Annotated in this window: 20 protein-coding genes and 1 riboswitch; of the genes, 7 read left to right on the top strand and 13 right to left on the bottom strand. The window is 46.4% G+C overall.

Annotation, left to right across the window (positions count from 1 at the left end; all coding sequences use genetic code 11):
• Positions 1-165 precede the first annotated feature (165 nt).
• The 4 genes from MKZ24_RS14155 to MKZ24_RS14140 all read left to right on the top strand — a co-directional run bounded on the left by MKZ24_RS14155 (position 166) and on the right by MKZ24_RS14140 (position 3,694).
• Positions 166-1,626, top strand: a complete 1,461-nt coding sequence (locus MKZ24_RS14155; RefSeq protein ID WP_340783909.1) for a sulfatase family protein — start codon at positions 166-168, stop codon at positions 1,624-1,626.
• A 447-nt stretch (positions 1,627-2,073) separates the two neighbouring features.
• Entirely contained in the window at positions 2,074-2,439 is a 366-nt protein-coding gene (locus MKZ24_RS14150; RefSeq protein WP_340783907.1) for an ArsR/SmtB family transcription factor, read from the top strand.
• 12 nt (positions 2,440-2,451) lie between these two features.
• On the top strand, positions 2,452-3,411 hold the full coding sequence (locus MKZ24_RS14145) for a permease (protein ID WP_340783905.1): 960 nt from the start codon (positions 2,452-2,454) through the stop codon (positions 3,409-3,411).
• 55 nt (positions 3,412-3,466) lie between these two features.
• Positions 3,467-3,694 (top strand): thioredoxin family protein, encoded by a 228-nt coding sequence (locus MKZ24_RS14140; protein ID WP_340783902.1) that lies wholly within the window; start codon positions 3,467-3,469, stop codon positions 3,692-3,694.
• Positions 3,695-3,768: 74 nt separating this feature from the next.
• On the opposite strand, the gene MKZ24_RS14135 is transcribed toward MKZ24_RS14140, so the two are convergent.
• The 8 genes from MKZ24_RS14135 to MKZ24_RS14100 all read right to left on the bottom strand — a co-directional run bounded on the left by MKZ24_RS14135 (position 3,769) and on the right by MKZ24_RS14100 (position 9,483).
• Positions 3,769-4,200 (bottom strand): protein-tyrosine phosphatase family protein, encoded by a 432-nt coding sequence (locus tag MKZ24_RS14135; protein WP_042238320.1) that lies wholly within the window; start codon positions 4,198-4,200, stop codon positions 3,769-3,771.
• An 18-nt stretch (positions 4,201-4,218) separates the two neighbouring features.
• A complete protein-coding gene (gene arsA / locus MKZ24_RS14130; RefSeq protein WP_042238322.1) occupies positions 4,219-6,006 on the bottom strand; it encodes an arsenical pump-driving ATPase in 1,788 nt (595 codons plus the stop codon).
• A gap of 20 nt (positions 6,007-6,026) precedes the next feature.
• Entirely contained in the window at positions 6,027-6,386 is a 360-nt protein-coding gene (arsD, locus tag MKZ24_RS14125; protein WP_042238324.1) for an arsenite efflux transporter metallochaperone ArsD, read from the bottom strand.
• Positions 6,387-6,441: 55 nt separating this feature from the next.
• Entirely contained in the window at positions 6,442-6,861 is a 420-nt protein-coding gene (arsC, locus tag MKZ24_RS14120) for an arsenate reductase (thioredoxin) (protein WP_042238326.1), read from the bottom strand.
• A 21-nt stretch (positions 6,862-6,882) separates the two neighbouring features.
• Complete coding sequence (locus MKZ24_RS14115) at positions 6,883-8,193, bottom strand: arsenic transporter (RefSeq protein WP_340783895.1); 1,311 nt, start codon at positions 8,191-8,193, stop codon at positions 6,883-6,885.
• A complete protein-coding gene (locus MKZ24_RS14110) occupies positions 8,194-8,538 on the bottom strand; it encodes an ArsR/SmtB family transcription factor (RefSeq protein WP_042238330.1) in 345 nt (114 codons plus the stop codon).
• A gap of 83 nt (positions 8,539-8,621) precedes the next feature.
• Positions 8,622-8,945 carry an ArsR/SmtB family transcription factor gene (locus MKZ24_RS14105; RefSeq protein WP_042238333.1) on the bottom strand — a complete coding sequence of 108 codons (324 nt, stop codon included), beginning with the start codon at positions 8,943-8,945 and terminating at the stop codon, positions 8,622-8,624.
• Positions 8,946-9,057: 112 nt separating this feature from the next.
• Positions 9,058-9,483: an arsenate reductase ArsC gene (locus MKZ24_RS14100; RefSeq protein WP_042238335.1), complete on the bottom strand. Its 426-nt coding sequence runs from the start codon at positions 9,481-9,483 to the stop codon at positions 9,058-9,060.
• 157 nt (positions 9,484-9,640) lie between these two features.
• On the opposite strand from MKZ24_RS14100, the gene MKZ24_RS14095 reads away from it, so the two are divergent.
• From MKZ24_RS14095 to MKZ24_RS14085, 3 genes are read left to right on the top strand one after another with little or no spacing between them, the layout of a single operon-like run.
• Positions 9,641-10,090 (top strand): MarR family winged helix-turn-helix transcriptional regulator, encoded by a 450-nt coding sequence (locus tag MKZ24_RS14095; protein WP_042238337.1) that lies wholly within the window; start codon positions 9,641-9,643, stop codon positions 10,088-10,090.
• Positions 10,091-10,150: 60 nt separating this feature from the next.
• Entirely contained in the window at positions 10,151-10,957 is an 807-nt protein-coding gene (locus MKZ24_RS14090) for an arsenite methyltransferase (protein ID WP_340783890.1), read from the top strand.
• 22 nt (positions 10,958-10,979) lie between these two features.
• Positions 10,980-11,474: an arsinothricin resistance N-acetyltransferase ArsN1 family A gene (locus tag MKZ24_RS14085; RefSeq protein WP_340790165.1), complete on the top strand. Its 495-nt coding sequence runs from the start codon at positions 10,980-10,982 to the stop codon at positions 11,472-11,474.
• Between the two features lie 78 nt (positions 11,475-11,552).
• Here MKZ24_RS14085 and MKZ24_RS14080 read toward each other — a convergent pair whose 3' ends face one another.
• The 5 genes from MKZ24_RS14080 to MKZ24_RS14060 all read right to left on the bottom strand — a co-directional run bounded on the left by MKZ24_RS14080 (position 11,553) and on the right by MKZ24_RS14060 (position 14,957).
• A complete protein-coding gene (locus MKZ24_RS14080) occupies positions 11,553-12,785 on the bottom strand; it encodes a cation:proton antiporter (RefSeq protein ID WP_042238345.1) in 1,233 nt (410 codons plus the stop codon).
• Positions 12,786-12,893: 108 nt separating this feature from the next.
• Positions 12,894-13,712, bottom strand: a complete 819-nt coding sequence (locus tag MKZ24_RS14075) for an alpha/beta fold hydrolase (RefSeq protein ID WP_340783886.1) — start codon at positions 13,710-13,712, stop codon at positions 12,894-12,896.
• A riboswitch (cyclic di-AMP (ydaO/yuaA leader) is annotated at positions 13,701-13,834 on the bottom strand. Its footprint overlaps the gene before it by 12 nt.
• Complete coding sequence (gene mnhG / locus MKZ24_RS14070; RefSeq protein ID WP_081956623.1) at positions 13,833-14,192, bottom strand: monovalent cation/H(+) antiporter subunit G; 360 nt, start codon at positions 14,190-14,192, stop codon at positions 13,833-13,835. (Overlaps the previous riboswitch by 2 nt.)
• The gene (locus MKZ24_RS14065) at positions 14,182-14,475 is read right to left on the bottom strand and encodes a Na(+)/H(+) antiporter subunit F1 (RefSeq protein WP_042238350.1); all 294 of its coding nucleotides are present in this window, start codon (positions 14,473-14,475) and stop codon (positions 14,182-14,184) included. The genes mnhG and MKZ24_RS14065 overlap by 11 nt, the downstream gene beginning before the upstream one ends.
• Positions 14,475-14,957, bottom strand: a complete 483-nt coding sequence (locus tag MKZ24_RS14060) for a Na+/H+ antiporter subunit E (protein ID WP_042238352.1) — start codon at positions 14,955-14,957, stop codon at positions 14,475-14,477. The genes MKZ24_RS14065 and MKZ24_RS14060 overlap by 1 nt, the downstream gene beginning before the upstream one ends.
• Positions 14,958-14,960 lie beyond the last annotated feature (3 nt).

Below are 14,960 nucleotides of genomic sequence, written 5' to 3'. Positions count from 1 at the left end.
AGATGAGAATTGTACATGTAATCTTAACAACATACATCGACTTGCCTTATGCCTTAAATCTATAATTAGGGCAACGTTAAGAGCAAAGCTTTGCATTTGAAACATTACCACGCACTTTTTAAAGTTGCAATGACGCTGATAAACATACAGAAGGAGAGGAATCATTTGAAAATTTTGCTGCTTGATTTGGATTCGACATCGCCTAGTCACCTGGGCTGTTATGGCTACCACCGTGACACTTCCCCCAATATCGACCAGATTTCACGGGAAGGCGTCCGGTTTACCAACTATTACACCTCTGATGCACCTTGTCTCCCCTCCCGTACCGCGCTCATGACAGGCCGCTTCGGCATTCATAACGGCGTCGTTGGACACGGCGGTACCGCCGCTGACCTTCGTCTGGAAGGAGAAGAACGCAGCTTCCAAAGCCGTTTGAACCGGGAGAGCCTTCCGGCGCTTTTCCGTGCAGAAGGCATGCACACCACCCTGATCAGTCCTTTTGGGGAACGTCATTCGGCCTGGCCCTTCTATGCCGCTTTTAATGAGATTCACAATACCGGAAGAAGCGGCGCAGAATCGGGTGAGGAGGTCACGCCTCTTGTATTGGACTGGATCTCTCGAAACGCAGAGAATGACCATTGGCTGCTGTATGTAAATTACTGGGACGCGCATACTCCTTACCGTGCTCCGGAATCATTCGGCAATCCGTTTGCCGGTGAGCCGTTGCCTCCCTGGATGACCGAAGAGATTCTTGAAATGCATAAGCGGAAGGTTGGTCCGCACAGCGCCAGCGAGGTCAACATGTTCAACGATCAGACGCAGGAGGAATACCCGCGCCTTCCCGGCAAGATTACCGACATGCACAGCCTCCGGCAAATGATTGATGGCTATGACTGCGGCATCCGCTACATGGACGAACACATCGGCCTTATCTTCGACGCCCTAAAAGCTCAAGGCATCATGGACGACTTGGCTATTATTATCACGGCTGATCACGGTGAGAATATGGGTGAGCTTGGAATTTACGGTGAACATGGCACTGCTGACCAGGGAACTTGCCGAATTCCAATGATTATCCGTTATCCCGGCATGAAGCAAAATCATGTAGATCATGGACTGCATTATCATTTGGATCTCGCTCCAACATTGGCCGAGCTCATGGGCCGCGAGCCGATGCCGAGCTGGGATGGGCAAAGTTACGCGCCGGCGCTCAAGACAGGCCAGGATTGTGGAAGAGAGACGCTGGTCATCTCGCAATGCGCCCATGTCTGCCAGCGTAGCGTTCGTTTCGATCAGTGGTTGTATATCCGCACCTATCATGATGGCTATCATCTGTTCGACACCGAAATGCTATATCATCTGGAGGAAGATTCGCATGAGCAGCACAATGTCGCCGCCGCACATCCGGAGGTATGCCGTGAAGCCGTGTACCGCCTGAATGAATGGCATGACGGTATGATGCGCACCATGCCTTACGACACGGACCCGCTGTGGACGGTGATGAAGGAAGGTGGCCCTTACCATGCCAAAGGACAACTCAAAGCCTATGCACATCGGCTGGAGGAAACCGGACGCGGTCATGCAATTCCTGAGCTTATGAAGCGACATCCGCGGGAGTTCCAATAGAAGCTGGCGGGAGAATCCAAAAACAGTAATCCTTATATACACAAATAAACAGAGCAGCAATTCAACATTGAAGGAATCGCTGCTCTGTTTTTTTCGTCCTTTAGAAATTAATACTTGCAATTTGCAACAAACTAAATTATAACTTAGTTAAAATTTTTCAATAACCATCATAGATAAATAATATCTTTGAAAGTCACCGAAATTCATTAATTTCCTTTAAAAGACTTAATACATCTATAATATATTCCACTGATTTTCTGTCAATCTGCAGGTGCAAACTGATCAGGAGAGTCAGAGTCCCATGTAATTCTATATCAACCACTATGTTACCCAAATAAGCATAATCGTCACATTATCGTCATGTGAAACATAAATTAGCTCATTTCAAAACTACATATTTAGTTTTATAATTGTGTCATGACATTAATACATATGGAGGGATACCTGATGATGAACCAGATAATAAACGGTTGGCAGCCAAGAAGCGACACTGAGATGATGGCAATTGCCAAACAAGCGGTTGAGGTTCTTCCTGTATTAGGCAATGGAGAAGAATTGAAAACCAAAGCTCAGCTATTCAAAGCGCTCGGAGATGAGACCAGATTAAAAATCATTGGCATTCTAAAAATTCAAGAAGCATGCCTTTGTGAGTTGGTTGAAGGCCTGGAGGTTCCCTCCTCCACACTAACTCATCATTTGCAAATTTTAGAACGGGGTGGTGTTGTGAAATCCAGAAAAGAAAAGAAATTCACTATTTTCTCGCTGGTTCAAGATCCCAGATTTGATATGTATCTTGCATCAATTGTGGATTAGGGGTGATAAAACATGTTTAATTGGCTTGATTTCTTGATTCAGGGGCTGGTGGAGTCCGTCTTTGGTATTTCTATGGATACACGACTTGGATCAAGCGTACATTTCTTCTTTTTCGATACCATAAAAATCATTATTTTACTCGGCATCATGATCTTTCTTATCACGTATATCCGCAGTTATTTCCCCCCTGAACGGACCAAAAAAATATTGGAGCGATTCAGCGGAGTGAAAGGGAATTTCATGGCATCCTTGTTAGGAATCGTTACTCCATTTTGCTCGTGTTCTTCCATCCCCATTTTTATCGGCTTTGTGGAGGCTGGAATCCCCCTCGGGGTGACGTTCTCCTTCCTCATAACCTCCCCAATCGTCAATGAAGCCGCTTTTGCAGTGCTTGTTGCATCCTTTGGCTGGAAGATAGGATTGCTCTATGTCGCATTTGGCGTGTTGATTGGAGTTGTCGGAGGCATCGTTATCGGAGCCCTCAAGATGGAAAAGCAGGTTGAAGAATATGTATATCAAGTGGCTGCTGCAGCAGAGATCGAAATTCAGAAACCAACAAGGCTGGATAGAGTCCGTCTCTCGTGGGATAGTGTTAAAGATATTATCAAACGGGTATGGATCTATCTGCTCATCGGGATCGGAGTGGGAGCATTCATTCACGGATGGGCGCCTGCGGAGATGCTTGCCAAATACGCCGGACCTGATAATCCCTTTGCGGTATTTATTGCCGTCGTTCTAGGAATCCCCCTTTATTCCAACGCTTTAGGTACAATCCCAATTGCAGAAGCTTTAATTCATAAAGGGGTGGGAATGGGAACCGCACTCGCCTTTATGATGGCGGTCACTGCGCTGTCATTACCTGAGATGATTTTGCTGCGAAAGGTGATCAAACCGAAACTAATCGCCGCTTTTGTACTGATAACTGGTATTGGTATTATTCTGGTCGGTTATTTGTTCAATCTTATTGTTTAGAACAGTAGAAACAAGAACAAGTAATATTATTATCTAACATGGGAGGAATTTATTAATGATTATCAAGATTCTAGGGTCTGGATGCGCAAACTGCAAGAAACTGGAGGGGCATGCTAGAGAAGCAGTTAAACAACTTGGATTGGATGTGACTTTCGAAAAGGTTCAGGATTATAAGGAGATTGTGTCATATGGAGTCATGAAAACACCAGCACTGGTTGTTGACAATCAAGTGAAAATTATGGGTAGAGTGGCATCGGTTGAGGAAATTAAGAAGCTGCTGTAAGTGCATGTATTTCAACTCCATAACAAAAAAGCCATCCCCCTTAGGAAATAGCTCTTTTGAATATGAATTTCACTTTACTTGGATGAATAAAAGCCCTTCAGTATATCACGCATATCCTGCTTGATGTTGATATCCGGACGCTTTTCTTTGGCCAAGGCTTCCGCCTCTTCTACATTCGCAGCATGGCCAAGTTCAAGCAGGACTCCTGTGGCCACAGTTCCTGTACGGTTCCGTCCGCCGGCACAATGGAAATACACAGTTTTCCCATCATTTACTGCTGCCGTAACTGCCTGGATTGCCGCTTGAACAGAATCTTCCTGTCCGCCCTCATCCTCCACGATCGGAAAATGATGACGGGTTACATGCTCAGGGAAGCCTTCTGCCTTCGTGCCGGTATCCCTTAAGTCAAACACATCGGTAATCTCTTGCTCCTGCAGGGCTTCTAGTAGCGCATTCTCCCCGCCGATGTATACTTTACCTTCGATCAATTCATGATAATTCGCCATTATAGTTCTCCCCTATCTCTATTCTCTAGCAGCAGTTGCTTTCCGCCACGAGAGTTCTTTAAGCTGCTCATACCCGGTTACTTCATTAGACTTCCAAGGGATGATTACCACATGCCCCTCAGCATTTTGTTCTACCTTCTGAATCCAATTCAGTTCGGCATGAGCCCGCCCGCTAAGCACTGGATCTGTTGTCCCTGCAGCAGCAAAGCTTTGATTAATCGCCCACCATTTCGTTGGTATACCCGCACGCTTCAGATCCTGTTCCAGGCGGGAGGCTTCATAGACCGGCGTTGCCTCCGCCAGCGTGACAATAACGACGCTTGTCTCCTTCGGATCACGAAGTCTCGGCAGTAAATGCTGCACGGAATCCGGAATGACGCCGGAAGAACGGGCGATTTCCTTATGGTATTCCTGAGTCGCATCCAGCAATAACAGCGTATGTCCGGTTGGTGCTGTATCTATAACTACAATCTCTTCCTCAGAGCGCTCTACCAAGTCAGCAAATGCACGAAACACGGCGATCTCTTCGGTACATGGCGATCTTAAATCCTCTTCCAGGAAGGCAAGCCCCTCTTCATCCAGGGAATCTGCATTCTGGCGGATCACCTCTTGCTGATATTTCTCTAGTTCCACCTTCGGATCCACCCGGCTTACGGAAATCTGATCGGAATGATCACCGAATACATATTCCAGATGAGCCGCCGGATCTGTTGTACTGAGATGAACCCGGTGTCCCCGTTCGGCCAGGCCGACAGCTATAGCAGAGGCTACAGTTGTTTTCCCCACACCGCCTTTACCCATCGTAAAAATCACCCGAATCCCGCTACCCTCCAAATCGGAGATCAAGGCTTCAAGTGAGGGGATGTCAGCGTTTACCTCTACCTGTTGTACATGATCTGGATTCCCTTGGACTGGAGCGAAGAATGCACGCAAGCTTGCGATGCCTGTAACATTAAAGGGAGCTAAGGGGATTGTGTAGCTTGCTAGAGCCTGTAGTTCAGCAGGCATATGTGACAGCGCCTTCTGTTGCCGCTCTACAAAGCTCTTCCCAACTTCATCTTCGTTGATAGATGAAGTAAGTACCCCATTAACCACAAGCAGCTGATTTTTTATCCCGGTTTCTTTTAGTTCAGATGATGCACGTGCGGCTTCCCTTAAGGGAGAAAGCTCCGGACGGGTAACCAGGATTAGGGTAGTCAGATCCTTGTCCGATAAGGATTTAACCGCTTCATGATATAGAACTTTTTTACCTTCCAGACCCGCCAGTGGACCCAGACATGAGGCACCATGCGTACTTTCATCCAGGAATCCGCTCCAGGCTGAAGGCAGCTGCAACAGCCGCAGCGTGTGTCCTGTTGGCGCAGTGTCAAACAGAATATGATCGAACTGTGCCTTCAATTTCTCATCCGTCAACAGGGTTGTAAACTCATCAAAAGCAGCAATTTCCACCGTACATGCTCCTGATAACTGTTCTTCCATCGACGCGACGACCGAATCAGGCAATACTCCCCGGTAAGGAGCAACCACTTTTGCCTTATATTCTTCGGCGGCAGTCTCCGGATCTAAATTAGCCGCAAAAAGATTGGGAACCTCTTCAATGGGAGTGGGATGGTTAAACAGCTCTACACCGAAAACATCCTGTAGATTGGAGGCGGGGTCTGTGCTCACCAGCAGAACCCGTTTGCCGGAGTCTGCCAGCGCAACTGCTGCCGCACAGGCTGTTGAGGTCTTACCCACCCCGCCTTTCCCTGTAAAGAACAGGTAAGGTGTCGGCAGCATAGTCAGTGGATCAAAGAGTTTAGACATGGTATGCCTTCTTTCTTTCATTATGACTTCGTCTTGATTTCAAGACGGATGCGGGGCTTGGCTGTCAATTCAGCTGCGGCAATCCCTGTCCACTGCTCTAACTCTTCATTCGTGGGGTAGCCCTGTTTCTTAACCACTTTCCCGTCTACAAAAGTAACAGGCAATACTTCAGGACCTTCATCAGCCAGCAATTGTCTGACTTCACCATTCGTAACAAAGGCATCCGGTTCACTGGTCAGATTATATCTGGATACATCTACAGCCTGCTTCTTCAAGTTATGAACTACAGCAGATATACGAATTAATTCAGGATCAGCTACAGGCCCACATACACCGGTGGAGCAGCACATCGCCGGATCATAGATTTCAATTCTTTTCATGAACTCCATCTCCTCCTTAGAAATACAGCCGGGAAGCCCCGGCTGTTACTCTGTCTTATTTTCCTGTTTCAGCGAATTGCTTGATGCGCTCGCCCACTTGATCACGAACCCGCTGGAAGACTGCCCACTTCTCTTCATCTGTTCCTTGCGCTTTCGCAGGGTCATCAAATCCCCAGTGCTCACGTTTCACTTGGGGCGGAGTAATTGGACATTTATCTGCAGCGTCTCCGCACAATGTAATCACAAGGTCAGCATTATTAAGCAGCTGCGGATCAATAATATCAGACGTTTGAGCTGAGATGTCAATTCCTACTTCGTTCATCGCTTGAACAGCTTTCGGATTCAGACCGTGAGCCTCTATACCTGCACTGTACACATTCCATTCCTCGCTCAAGTATTTCTTAGCCCAGCCTTCGGCCATCTGGCTCCGGCAGGAGTTTCCTGTACACAAAAAGTAAATGGTTTTCTTATCCATGAGTCGTAATCTCCTTTGATTTTAAAATAGATTTAACGTTATATAGAGGCCAAGCAGTGTGATAAACAGTGTAGGGATCGTCAGGATAATACCTGTTTTGAAATACGTTCCCCAGGATATCTTCACCCCTTTGGTCGAAAGCACATGCAGCCACAGCAAGGTAGCCAGTGAACCAATCGGTGTAATCTTCGGTCCCAGGTCAGAGCCGATGACATTCGCATATATCAAGGCTTCCTTAATCAGTCCCGAGGTATGCGTAGCATCAATGGCCAGCGCATCAATCATCACCGTAGGCATGTTATTCATTATGGAAGAGATGATTGCAGCAATAAAGCCCATCCCCATCGTTGCGGCGAACAGCCCCTGATCAGCCACAGCCTGGATGACATCGGCAAGGACGTCCGTCAGCCCCGCATTGCGCAGGCCATATACGACGACATACATCCCGATGGAAAAGAATACAATCGCCCAGGGCGCACCCTTCACGACTTCCATCGTGGGAACATTCGGGCTTCTTCTTGCCATGAGAAGGAAGAAAATTGCGATAACCCCGGCTACCACAGACACCGGAATGTTAAGGAACTCACTCACAAAGTATCCTACCAGCAGAACCGCTAATACCCACCAGGACAGTTTGAACATCTTCTTATCTTTGATCGCTTCCTGCGGATTTTTCAGCTGGGAGCTGTCGAATTTCTTAGGGATGCTTTTACGGAAAAAGAAGTACAGAACCAGAATACTTGCCCCCAAGGAAAACAGAGTAGGCATCAGCATCCGTCCAGCGTATTCCATAAAGGTAATCCCGAAAAAGTCCGCCGATACGATGTTCACCAGATTACTTACAACCAGCGGCAAAGACGTAGTATCCGCAATGAACCCGCTGGCAATGATAAACGGAAAGACCTTCTTCTCATCAAAATTCAGCGCACGGACCATAGCCAGCACAATTGGAGTCAGAATGAGCGCCGCTCCGTCGTTGGCAAAGAACGCGGCTACAATCGCACCAAGAATGGTGACATAGATGAACATCCGGGTTCCATTCCCCCGGGCAGCTCTGGCCATTTGTAGGGCAGCCCATTCGAAGAATCCGATTTTATCGAGGATGATCGAGATCAGAATGATCGCAACAAAGGCCAATGTGGCATTCCATACAATCAAGGTAACGTCCTTAACATCACTAAAGCTGACTACTCCGGCAAGTAAAGCGAGTACCGCTCCGCCGCAGGCAGACCAGCCAATGGACAAGTTTTTAGGCTGCCAAATGACAAATACTAAGGTAACAATGAAAATGAAACCCGCTAAGAATACAGAAACCAATCCGCTAACCTCCATTTAGTCACATGAAATTCTTAAGCCTTTCTTATCGAGCTCTTCTAATTCATGATCTTGTGAAGGAACGAAGGCAATCAGATTCTGAATTAATTCATGCTGGATGCTGTTTGGATTCACCGAGTAAAAAATCCACTGGCCTTTCCGGTTCTCCTTGACCAGCCCCGCATCCTTGAGCTTCCGCAAGTGCTGGCTCACAGATGGCTGACTAGTCTTGAAAATATCAACAAGCTCGCATACACAGCACTCCTGCTTCTCCAGAAGCTTCATCATCGTCAGCCTAGTTTTATCCCCCAGTAGCTTCAACGTCTGTGATACTTCATCCAGCTCATCCAGATCAAAACTCATCTTCAGCCCCCCTTTCACCACATCATTATATAACTATACGCTTATATAATCAAGTGAGAATATGATTCCCTTCTGTTCAATCCTTAATCACAAGCACATTCCGTGTACTCCCCTTTTAACAAGGACAGTAGCGTTTGGGTGTCAGGCAATGCACTTAGAACGGGTTGAATAAAGGAACCCTCTTCAATATTCAAGGAATAGTATACCCATTGAGCGCGTTTCGTCTCCTTCACTAGCCCCTGTGCCTTTAATTTCCTCAAGTGCTGGCTCACACCAGGTTGAGACATATTTAAGATTTCGACTAAATCACATACACACCATTCTTTATCTTTAAGCAATCCAAGTATCGTTAGCCTGGTTTTGTCACCCAATAATTTCAGCTTCTCTGCCATTTCACTATTGAACATAGGCACAGTCCTCTCCAGAGTACAAACCAAATGATACATAAATATATAATCATATATTAAAGTTCATTTCGTTTAAAATCAAGAAAGGCGAAAGTAGTTTGGCAAGAAAGCCTTATTCGTTAACAGGGACATTCATTTCCTTTAGTAACTGAAGCACCCGCAGCTGGATGTGGTCACGTGCAGCCCTCACATCTTCCAGACGGCCCTCATGGGTTAATGGATCCGTAATATCCCATTGTACATTCTTGATGGCAAAAGGAACAATCGGGCATTTTTCATTAACTTGTTCACATAATTTAATAATGACTTTCGATTGCATAAATGTTGTCATATCAATCGTTTTGGAGCTGTTGCCTGAAATATCAATCCCTACTTCTTTCATGACTTTGACCGTATAGGGATGAATCTCTCCGGATTCAAGTCCTGCACTTTCAGCGATCACATGCTCACCGCCATAATGTCTGGCAAAAGCCTCGGCAATTTGACTGCGGCAACGATTCTGGATACAGAGGAAATACAGACGAATGGGTTGTTCCATTTTCTCAGGCCCCTTTCTATTTATAGTTCATTATATAATTGAATGTTTATATTCAAGTCATTCTTTTTGTTTCCGTAATGTAAAACTTCCAATCAGATGATATTTAACTTGCAATTTGCAAGTATCTGAGTTATAACTAATACATGAGGTGAAAACAATGGAAACTCCACGAGAATTACTCCAAATCATGAGCAGGCGTTTGGGACTACTCAATAAGGATTGCTGCAGCGTAGGCGGATGTGATCTCTCTGCGACCCAAAGCCATCTATTGTATGAAATTGATCGAAGCCACAATCCCTCCATGCAACAGGTCGCCGAAACACTCGGGACAGATATTACTACCTTTAGCAGACAAGTCCAGTCTTTGGTGAAAATGAATTTAGTTAAGAAGACACCTGACCCTGCGGATCGAAGAGTCTATAACCTGTCGCTTACTCCCGAAGGGAAAATGGTGGCTACAACGATTGATCAACAAATGAATGAATACCTGAATGAAGCCTTCTCACACATGAGCGAATTTGAAGTAGAAACATTACTACGATCCATTAAGCTTTTCAATGAAGCCATGGGGAAATCCAGCAATTGCTGCGCACCTGTAAAAGGGTGATTTCTCTAGTCTTATATTTGCAATTTGCAAGTTATTCCACTATACAAGGAGTGTTTAATCATGAACAAACTTACTAATGACCAGATCCGCCAGAATGTACGGGCGCGCTATCAGACAATCGCTGTAAAAAAGGTCGAAGCTGCCTCTTCCTGCTGCGGACCTGCTGACAGCAGTTGCTGTGACTCCCCATCTGATTTTGATGCCATATCCGCTAAGCTGGGTTATTCCAGCGAGGATCTGTCTGCAGCTCCTGAAGGCGCAAATTTAGGCCTTGGATGCGGTAACCCTCAGGCTATTGCTGAACTGCAGGCGGGTGAACATGTTCTGGACCTTGGGAGCGGTGGTGGATTCGATTGTTTCCTCGCTTCCCGGCAGGTAGGTGAGCAAGGCCATGTTATCGGTGTGGATATGACACCTGAAATGATCAGCCGTGCAAGAGATAATGCCATTAAAGGAAAATTCAACAACACGGAATTCAGATTGGGCGAAATTGAACATCTCCCCGTCGCTGACAATTCAATAAACGTGATTATCTCTAACTGCGTGATTAACCTCTCACCAGACAAACAGCAAGTATTCCGTGAGGCCTATCGTGCCCTTCAGCCTGGCGGGCGTCTGGCGATCTCTGATATTGTAACTACAGCTGAGCTTCCCCCTGAGATCAAAAATGACCTGGGCGAACTATATTCTGGTTGTATCTCCGGAGCCTCTTCCATCGCTGATGTAGAGCAGATGCTTCGGGAAAGCGGCTTCTCTGAGATTAGCATTGAGCCCAAAGATGAATCCAGAGCATTCATCAAAGATTGGGTTCCCGGTGCGAACGTTGACCAATTCATTGTATCTGCTGTAATTAAAGCGAGAAAGTAAGCATTTGGAGGCTGTTCATATGATCACTACATTAACTGTTCGTCAGGCCACTTCAAAGGATACGGAAAGCATCCTTCGTATCTACAACCAGGGGATCGAGGACCGGATCGCTACGCTCGAAACGGAGACGAAAGACTCCTCCTATATGAAGGCATGGTTCAACGATCACCAAGGCCGCTTTAGTGTTGTGGTCGCTGAACTAGAGGGTGAAGTCATTGGCTGGGCCTCCCTAAATCCTTATTCGCACCGCTGTGCCTATCATGGAGTCGCTGACCTCTCCGTTTACATTGACCGCAGCTTTCGTGGGCAGGGTGTGGGTAGTTTTCTCTTAGAGTCCTTACACAAGATAGCCAAGGAAAACAGCTTTTATAAAATTGTTCTCTTTACTTTTCCGTTCAACCAAAGCGGTCAAGGGCTATACAAGAAAACGGGTTATCGGCAGGTTGGTGTATTTGAGAAGCAGGGGATTCTGAATGGAGAGTTTATTGACGTGATGATTATGGAGAAACTGCTTTAATTGTACCGTTCTCCCGGTGTTTAATAACCAACTTATCGATCACGCCAATGGCAGAAACATAATAGATATGAGCATTTTTCACTTCTCCATTACATTATCCTGGGTCAAATCCAGTTTCTTTACCAGCGGCTTGATGGTCAACCCTTGAACCAGCAGGGAGAACAAGACAATACTGAAGGTTAAGACCAGGATATTCTCCCTGCCTTCAAATGATGCCGGCAGACTCAATGCGAGTGCAATGGAGAGACTTCCCTTTAATCCGCCCCAATTCAAAACAATCTTCCAGGAGGCCGGAAAATTCTTCAGAAACCTGAGACTGGCATACAACGCAATGGTCCGTCCTGCCAGTACGATAAGAATCGAAGCGACAATAAGCAGCCATTTATCGGTAAAATCAATATTTCTAATCTCAAGTCCAATCATCAGGAAGATCAATGAGTTAGCCACCAGGGTGATGACATCCCAAAATGAATTGATATTTACCTTCGTGGTCTCTGACATACCTATCCGCGAACCGTAATTTCCAAAGATCAGCCCGCTTACCGCGACAGCAATAACTCCGGATACATGAAAGTGCTCCGCGATAAAATAGCTTCCAAAAAACAGCAGCATGGAGAATCCGATCTCCAACGGGAAATCATCATAAAGACGAATTAATTGCGAGAACAAATATCCCATTATCGCTCCGATAAGGATACCGCCTAAAGAAAATTTTAGGAACAGCAGAATTCCGCTGCCAACCCCTACCCAGCCCATTTCCATATAAGACAGCAGGTACACCGAAGAGATTTGAAACAGCACTACAGCAATCCCATCATTAAAAAGAGATTCTCCTTCTATAATAGTAACAATATTCTTCGGGACACCCAAAGATTTAAAAATCGAAATCACACTAATGGGGTCTGTCGCACTCATCAGCGCAGCAAAGGTGAAGGAAACAATAAGCGGAAGGCCCAGCCCCCAATACACAGCCAAGCCGATGATGAGAAATGACAACAAGGTTCCTCCAAAAGCCAAAGCCAGCACCGGCTTATGTTGCTCCCGAAGATGGGAGAAAGGAAGCTTTAAGGTGGCATCCCCCAAGAGAATCGGTAAGAATAATGAGATGATGATCGCCTGAAAGACATGCGACTGGGTGATGAAAGCCTCTGCTTCCACCAAAATAGGAATATGCACAAACCCCAGCAGCAGCCCCACCACTACAAGCGCGATGGAATAGGGCTGATTCATTTTTTTGGCAACTGCAATGACTCCCATGGATATGGCAAGCAGAATTAATATCTGAATAAATACATCATCAAACTGATTCATATAACACCCCATATATTGTTTTTTAGAGGAAAGATTTCTTCAGCGAATCAGTATCCACATCTATTCTATTATTAGCAAATCAGCTGGCAATAATCATCTATCTCCCTCCTACTTGCCGGCCGCCGCCCGCTGAAAACTATGCTGTTCCCTAAGATAATCCAGCAATATACGGTTGAAGAGCTGGGGTTGACACAGGTGACTCGGGTACATGGCGTCTTCAAGGATCGCCAGGCGGGCAGACGGATACTTGCCGGCTGTTCTTTTCACCTGCTCCAATGCCCATTCATTCTGATTCCCGGATACAACAAGAACAGGAACCTGCAGCCGTAACGCGAATCCGTAGCTGTCCGTTTGTCTAAGTGCCAGCCGCTGCATAATTAATTCAGTGGTCCGTTCATGCACAAGCTCTTTCCTGAGAATATGATAAGCTGAGAGCCATTTATTGTAGGTGATGCGTAAAGAACGGATAAACATTTCGGCAGGAAGATAATGGGCGGCCCATGCGCAGACCTCGAAGATTCCTTTCACTTTCCCGCCTCTAGCTGTGTATTCTCCCTGGAAATAGCTGTCCACCAATACCATATTAATCACCCGCTCAGGGTACAGATAGGCGAATTTCTGGGCGAGCACAGCACCACTGGAACAAGCTACGATAACAGCCCTCTCTACAGCCAAAGCGTCCAACAACAGCTTCAAATCTTCACATTGTGTGTCTACGATCCGGCTAATCTCCACATCCATTTTCCCCGATTGTCCGTTCCCTCTTAAATCGAATACGACCACTTTCGCACGCTTGCTGAAATAATCCGCTTGCGGGTCAAACAGATGATGGGAGGTCGAATAATCATGAATAAAAACAATGGGCAGACCGCTGCCCGACATCTCGTAATACAGCGACGTTGCGGCATAACCAATGCATCCTCTCATGAACGCTTGCGGGGTTAGCTGCCGGATTCGGGCCCTGAAAGTAGCCCTACTCGTTTATCCGAGATTCACCCCATATAACCTGGTTCCCCCGCTTCCTATAAGGAATTCAGCGATTAAGTATTATTTTGCAGACGTTTCCTGACTTTCTTCCCCCAGGACCTTCAGATCATCCTGTATGCTCCCCTTCCACAAGGGGACTCCGGAACGGTAGGCTGCCCGGCCATTTAAATGGCCTGCCACCGGTGAAGTGATGAATACAAAAACAATCGCCAGCAGCAGCTTGACATTAACCGTTCCGTCTTTAAACCAAAAGTACAGGAAGCCTCCTGTCAGCAAGCACAGTACCCCGAAGGTTGCACTTTTGGTAGCCGCATGTGAACGCAGGTACACATCAGGCAGCCGGACTAAGCCGAAGGCACTTAAACCGCAGAAGACTGCACCAATTACCACAATAATGGAGCTAATCAGTTCACCTGTCATTCGGGTTCCCTCCATCTTCTATAACGGCTCCCCGTTCAATATATCTGGCCAGTGCCGTTGTTCCAATAAACGTAAGAATACCGATAACCAGAATGACTTCTAGAAAATCCTGGGTATCCAGCAGCATACAGAAAACGGTGATCATAGCGAGTATATGAATGCCTATCGTATCGAGTGCGGTAACCCTGTCTGAACGGGTTGGCCCTTTCAGGAGACGGAACAGGCATGCCAGCATCGCCAGCGCCAGAATGATCATGGCCACAGTTAGTATAACTTGGATCATTACCGGGTCACCTCCATAATTGCCTGTTCGAAAGTGCCTCTAATCTGCGTGACCAACAGCTCTGCATCTTTAATATCAATAGCATGAATGTACAGCGTCTTGCCATCCTTCGAAACATCAAGGGTCAGGGTTCCCGGTGTCAGACAGATCAGGCACGATAACAGCGTAACCTCCCAAGCCGAGGTCAAGGCAGTCTCATAAGCAAAGATGCCGGGACGTATAGCCAGCTTCGGACGGATGATATGGCCGATGACCACGAAATTCGAGACCGTAAGTTCACGGGCAAAGATCAGCAGAAGCTTCAGTATAGCCCATATACGTATGAGATAGAATGGCCGGGTCCGGGCCAGGGATTTCGTCAAAATCAGCAATAATATAATACCGAGCACATAGCCTACGATGAAGCTTGAACCAGAGCCATTGTTATTTATCGCCATCCACAGAAAGGCAATCAACAGATTTAACAGGAATTGTAGGGCCATCTT

The organism is Paenibacillus sp. FSL R7-0297 (assembly GCF_038009025.1).
Classification (GTDB): Bacteria; Bacillota; Bacilli; order Paenibacillales; family Paenibacillaceae; genus Paenibacillus_AQ.
Note: the sequence above shows the minus strand (reverse complement) of the source record. Positions and strands in the feature narration are given on the sequence as shown.